Source organism: Methanobacterium sp. (assembly GCA_012838205.1).
Lineage (GTDB): Archaea > Methanobacteriota > Methanobacteria > Methanobacteriales > Methanobacteriaceae > Methanobacterium.
Window position 1 is genome coordinate 1 of the sequence record DUPR01000025.1, and the last position, 5,487, is coordinate 5,487.

A 5,487-nucleotide genomic window follows, 5' to 3' on the forward strand; every position below is an offset into this window, starting at 1 on the left:
AATTGTTCTGGGATACTTCATAAGTTTTAGAAGACCCATCAGTACCCGCAGTCTCAGCAGACTCAGCTCCAGATTGGGATTCAGATGCACTTTGATCTCCGCGTTCTGTAGCTCTTTGACTTCCAGATGAATCACCAGTTGAAGAAGATGCTCCTGGGGACGAAGTTGGATTAGTTGGTTTGGAAGGTGTTTCTGTAGAACCAACATTTACTGTTTTACCAGTAGCTGCCTCCATAATCGATGCGAATTCCTGGAGTTGTTGTGAACTCAGTGTAGACCCTACCACCACATAATTGGTGAAGTCAATGTTTCCACAAGTGTGGTGACAGCATACAACACCATTCGCGAGAATGGTATTCATGTAGATGTCTTTCAGTTGAGTTGTTACCGCAGCATCAGGATTCCACATACCTCTACGGACAGCTTCCAGTAACCATGCAGCTGTCGAGGCAAATGCGTGTGGATTCGCATTTAAAAACTGATTTTTGACTGCATTATTCAAGAAATACGTTTCCATTGTTTGCTGCCAAATCCAGTCCGATACTGCTTCAGGAGTTACCACATCCCATGCAAACAAGTTACCAACTTCACTAGCTATATGGTTAGCTCCTGAAAATCCTTCATTGAGCATACCTTCAATCCATTTAGGATTTAATAGCCGGGTTCTGACTTCATTGGACATGAACTGGCCAAGAGTCTGAATATGAGGGTTGGTTCTGGTGTTAGCAATGTAGACATTCACATCCTTACCGGAAAGAGTTTTAGCAGATAGGGTTAGGCCACCTAGGAACTGGAAGACATCATCATTGTCTAAAAGCCCATAATTGTTGTCTCTAACCTGTATGGTTGCATCAACATTTTTTAGATTGTTTTTAAACGCTTCCAAACCACTGAGCCCGTAAACACCGCTACCATAAATATAGGACATCCTAGACAAGTAAGTGTCTACTAAATCTGTTGTTCCATCCCATTTGGAAGTAGCTGGTATTTGTTGACCTATTCCAGTCCCGTAGGCTTCTGGTGGTGGTCCAAATATGCGGGATCCAGCTAGAATTTCTGCATCAGCAGTATTCATGCCATTTTGGGTGTACTTATTCAGATCTGCCAAGTAATGTTTCCGGATGTAGTTATTTTCAGGGCTTTCCTGAAGATTAGCAACTTGTCGGACTGCTTGGTCAATGATTCCCACTGTGTAGGAGAATGTGTCTCTGAAAAGACCGCTGATAGTTATTAGGACGTCAGTTCGAGGTCTTTGGATGGTTGCACCATTTACGGTTAGGGTTAATTTATCCAATGGAGTGATTTTAACTCCAGTGAATTTACCGTTTTTATCCCAGACCGGTTCCAATCCCATGTATCGTAAGATCATTGCCAAACTCTGACCACAAGTTCTCATGGTCTCTGTGGACCAGAGTACAATGCCAACAGTTTCTGGGAAGCGTCCATTCTCTGCATAAAAAGCTGCCAGCATTTCATCTGCCAGTTTAGAACCAATATTCCAGGCAGTTTTGTCTGGTACTGTTCGTGGGTCGAAAGAATAGAAGTTGGTACCGGTGGGTAGAACATCTTCTGCTCTGCGGATAGGGTCACCACCTAATGATGGTAATATGTACTCCCCTCGTAGTGCTGCCAGTAAGTTCTGCATTTCATAGTTTTGGGATAGTAATTTCCGAAGCATTACCCGGTAATCATTATTATCCCGGTTAACTGGGTCGAAACTAACAATGGATTCCACCATCTGATCCAAGATTTCTCCAGAAAGGGTGGCACCAAATGTGTGCAATCCATATGGCATGAGTGTTGCTGCAATTTCTTCTAGATGATGCTGGATCTCGTTTTTAATGGTTGTAAATGATGTTGTTTCCAAATTAAGGTTTATATCCTCATTCAAATTTAGTTTAGCAATTAAGGCCAAGATTTCATTTTGAAGGATTGATTTTCTTTGTGGATCGCTGGTGCTGTCGTAGCTGTTCATCAGATCTTGCAAAATTGCCAGATCACCATAAAGACCAGAGGCAATGATGGGTGCGGTTAAATGGTCGATGATAACTGCGTATCCTCTTCTTTTGGCTTGGGTTCCTTCCCCAGTGTTATCCACAATGTAGGGGTAGATGTTGGGTATGTCTCCCAGGAGGATATCCGGCCAGTCGTCTTCACCTAGTCCCACACTTCTCCCTGGTAACCATTCTAGTGTTCCATGTGTTCCTAAGTGTATCACTGCGTTGGCTTGCATTGAATTCTGCAGCCACATGTAGAATGCTATGTATTGGTGTGTTGGGGGTAGGGTTGCTGAGTGGGTGATGTCTATGGAGTTTTCTCCCCATCCACGCATTGGCTGAGCTCCTAGGAATATGTTACCAAGCATTATGCCGGGGATGATAATGTTTCCGTTGTAAACCATCACGTTCCCAGGGACAGTGCCCCATGTTGCAATTACTTCTTGTTGGAGTTCTTGTGGTAGGGTGCTGAACCATTGCCTGTATTGCTCGACAGGTATGTTGATGGCACCAGCTTCCACTAACTTTTTTAGTTCTCCAGGGGCCCATGAACCAACGTTATTACCTACAGTGGTTAACACGTTGATTATGTACTCCACGGAGTACTCATCAGGGATTGTGTAACCTTCTGCTTTTAGAGCCTTTAATATTTCAGTTATACTTGCAGGTACATTGAGATATGATGCTTCTACTCCATCTTTTCCACCTGAAAGGTTGTAATAGATCATTGCTATTTTTTTCTCGGCTTCAGGTAGTGTCTGGAGCTGTGTCCAGTTGAAAACCCTATTTATCACTCGTTCCACCCTATCAGCTAATGGAGTGTATCTTTTGACACTAATTCCTGTGTAAGGATCAGTTTCGGCTGATTCAACTCCACCCAGCATAATGGGTTCGATCCTTCCCTCCATCTCTGGGAAAGCTACTTGCCAGTAAATTTCACTTGAAAGTCCAGATGAGTCATTTTTCCAGTTTTCTAGGTCAGCTGCATAGATAGGTGCGAAAATAGGTACACCTAACTTTTTCAGCAAGGTTACGCTCTGGTTTAATGATGATGCCGTATCAGCACTGGAATAAACCATGGTGTAACCAACACAGGCCACTAAGGCACTTATCCTAACTTTGTTACCCTCCATGAAGAAGTTGTTTATGGCATTTAATCGACCATTGTTCCCATTAGTTATAGCTAGAATTGCGTTGAGACCTTTTTCTTCCAATCCCTTGAGAATTGATTCTAGCATGGCGCCATTTCCATTGAGGAAAATAGTATTATAACCGACAATTCCAATCCATGGAGCATTTGATTTGTAGTGTCCACTTTGAATGTACCAGTTGTAATAGTCGTTCCAATTGTTAAACATGGGTGTTGCTGAGTCTGGATGGTATATGAATTGCAAGGGGTATACAACTGGACTCAGATCCTTAGAAGGATCAATAGCCATTCCAACATTATGAAGAACTTTCAACTGGAAACGGGCCATATTTTCTTCGCCTGAGTTATCCCAATACAATTTTAATTCACTGTCATCAGAATCAACTGATGGATCATTTAGAAATGCTACTCCACATTTTACGGACCGTATCTGGGCAGTTGTACCACTTATGAGTTCTTTCAATTTGGCAACGGTGCCTGGTTCACTTATCATCTGGATTATGATAACATCTGCTTTGGCAGCAAATTGCCGTATTCTATCTTCAATTGTGGCATCACCAGAGGTAATCTCCGTGTTAGTGAAATGGTTCAAATTGAAATAGTATCCCTCATTTCTTAGTGCTTGGTTGGAGTTGACAAATGCAGGGGCTGCGTTGGGTGATCCACTCAATATAAGCAAGTTGTAAGCCCTCAAACTTAAAGTGGCATTCCCATAAAGAACTGGGTCATGGGAAGCTAACTGTGAAACGAGTACAGTCACTGTTTTATTGACGTGTCCTAGGGCACCAATATTCAAGTTGAATTTGGTTTTATCACTGAAAAAATTCACTTTGTACTGATTATTTCCACTTTTTGTTACGGTTATTCCATTTATAGTATTTCCATCAGTGTCCGTTACTGTTATATTCGGTAATTTATTTCCAGAAAGAGCTTCCGGATGTTCTAAGTTGATGTTTAGTGTTATCTCTGGATCGATTTCATTGTAGCTATTGGTAATATTTTCAACACCACCTACCTCTTGTGAATCTTCTGCTGATACCGCCCCGCATAGGAGCAGTGCGAAAACAATTGTCATTACTAGTAAAATCGCTTGTTTTCTCATATTTTCACCTCCATTTTTTTTTAAGCAAAAATTGATCGTTCAATTATTGCTTGACTACAATGATCGATAATAATCCCATATAAATTTATCCATAATAATTGAAAATAAATCAAGTAAAGTTTAAATAATAGGAAGTAAAATGAATGGTTGACAATCCATATACCTACAAAAAATGATACCAAAGGGTCCATAAACTCCTTGTTTTCCTTACGGTGTCACAAAAAAGGGACTTAGACCTCCTAAGTCCCTTATATATTATTATTTTTCACAATTTCAGAAGAAGAATTTATTAATTAAACACTAAATAAATTATAAGCAAGAGACTATTTTATCAAGAATGTTTTTATAATTCTATTACGATTAATTTTTACTGTGCCTAAAATTGAAAATGACAATAATACACCCAGCGTATATGTTATTTATTACTTTTTTCTGATAATCTTTGCCTTCTTTTTCAATAATCCCTACTACTTGGCAACTTTTTTAATCTCATCTCCGTTTTAATTGCCACGTAGGGCATCAACCATGAATTTAAAAATTTTATCCGGTTTTTTATTCCCATGTCCATCCTGATAATCATATTAAACCCCCTGACATCCAAGGTTGGCAGCACCCTGATATATAAATATTCTTTGAAACATCCCGCATTGCATCTATCAAATCACCATTAGAAAGTTCCAGCTCGGTATTTATCTTGTCCCGGCCAAAATCAATTAAGTCTATTATCATTAAGGGTAGTAACAATGGTGCAAATAATTTCGCTGTTACAATTGTTTCTCCTTCAAAAGTAAATGTTCCCAATATTGAGGCAAAATTACCTAATAAAAACATAACATCACTAATAGAATGAAACTGCTCTGGCCAAACATCTAGATTACTGCTGGTTAAGTTCTGTGCCAACTGAATACTCCGGTTAGTTATCTGGTCATGGAAACAGTAAAACACCACAAATAACACCATTACCAGCATCACGAACAATACCAGTCTCGGAATCAAACACCAGGAAATTACTATTATTTCCTTCAGACTTTATTATAATATAACCATTTGAATAAAACCTTCCAAACTCATATTATTGAATAAATAATCATATATTAAATCTATTACTACCGAATTAACAGACGAACTAGTAATACTGAACTGACTTTCCCCTAAATTCTCCATCACAGCAATTCAATGGTTGAGATCTCAGAAGAACATACTGAGTTGTAGAGTATGGTGTTTTTAAGTGAGCCTAT

Annotated in this window: 2 protein-coding genes; both read right to left on the reverse strand. The window is 39.7% G+C overall.

Annotation, left to right across the window (positions count from 1 at the left end; genetic code table 11):
* Positions 1 to 4,249: cobaltochelatase subunit CobN (locus GXZ72_03980; protein ID HHT18697.1), on the reverse strand; the 4,249-nt coding region annotated here is incomplete at its 3' end.
* A gap of 576 nt (positions 4,250 to 4,825) precedes the next feature.
* On the reverse strand, positions 4,826 to 5,194 hold the full coding sequence (locus tag GXZ72_03985; protein ID HHT18698.1) for a hypothetical protein: 369 nt from the start codon (positions 5,192 to 5,194) through the stop codon (positions 4,826 to 4,828).
* Positions 5,195 to 5,487 lie beyond the last annotated feature (293 nt).